The organism is Fulvivirga kasyanovii (assembly GCF_009711405.1).
Lineage (GTDB): Bacteria > Bacteroidota > Bacteroidia > Cytophagales > Cyclobacteriaceae > Fulvivirga > Fulvivirga kasyanovii.
On record NZ_SMLW01000021.1, the window covers coordinates 1 to 264 of the forward strand.

Consider the following 264-nt stretch of genomic DNA (forward strand, 5'->3'; position numbering starts at 1 on the left):
TCTTTAAATGCTATCTTTGAAACATGGGAAAAGTATGCTATACGAGAGCACGCCATGTATTTCGTTACATTTACCGTGGTCAATGGATTGATTTGTTCATCAGGGGTGAGTATCGGGAAGTCATTACTGATAGCTTGAAGTACTGCCATACAAATAAGGGATTGCAAATTCATGCGTATTGTATTATGACCAGCCATGTACATTTGATTTTAAGTACAGAAGAAGATAACAAACTGTCAGATGTAATACGGGACTTCAAAAGCT

1 protein-coding gene is annotated in these 264 nt (G+C 37.1%); it reads left to right on the forward strand.

Translation table 11 applies throughout. The features are described from left to right. Window positions 1-23 precede the first annotated feature (23 nt). Window positions 24-264: transposase (locus tag E1163_RS00030; protein ID WP_185155852.1), on the forward strand; the 241-nt coding region annotated here is incomplete at its 3' end.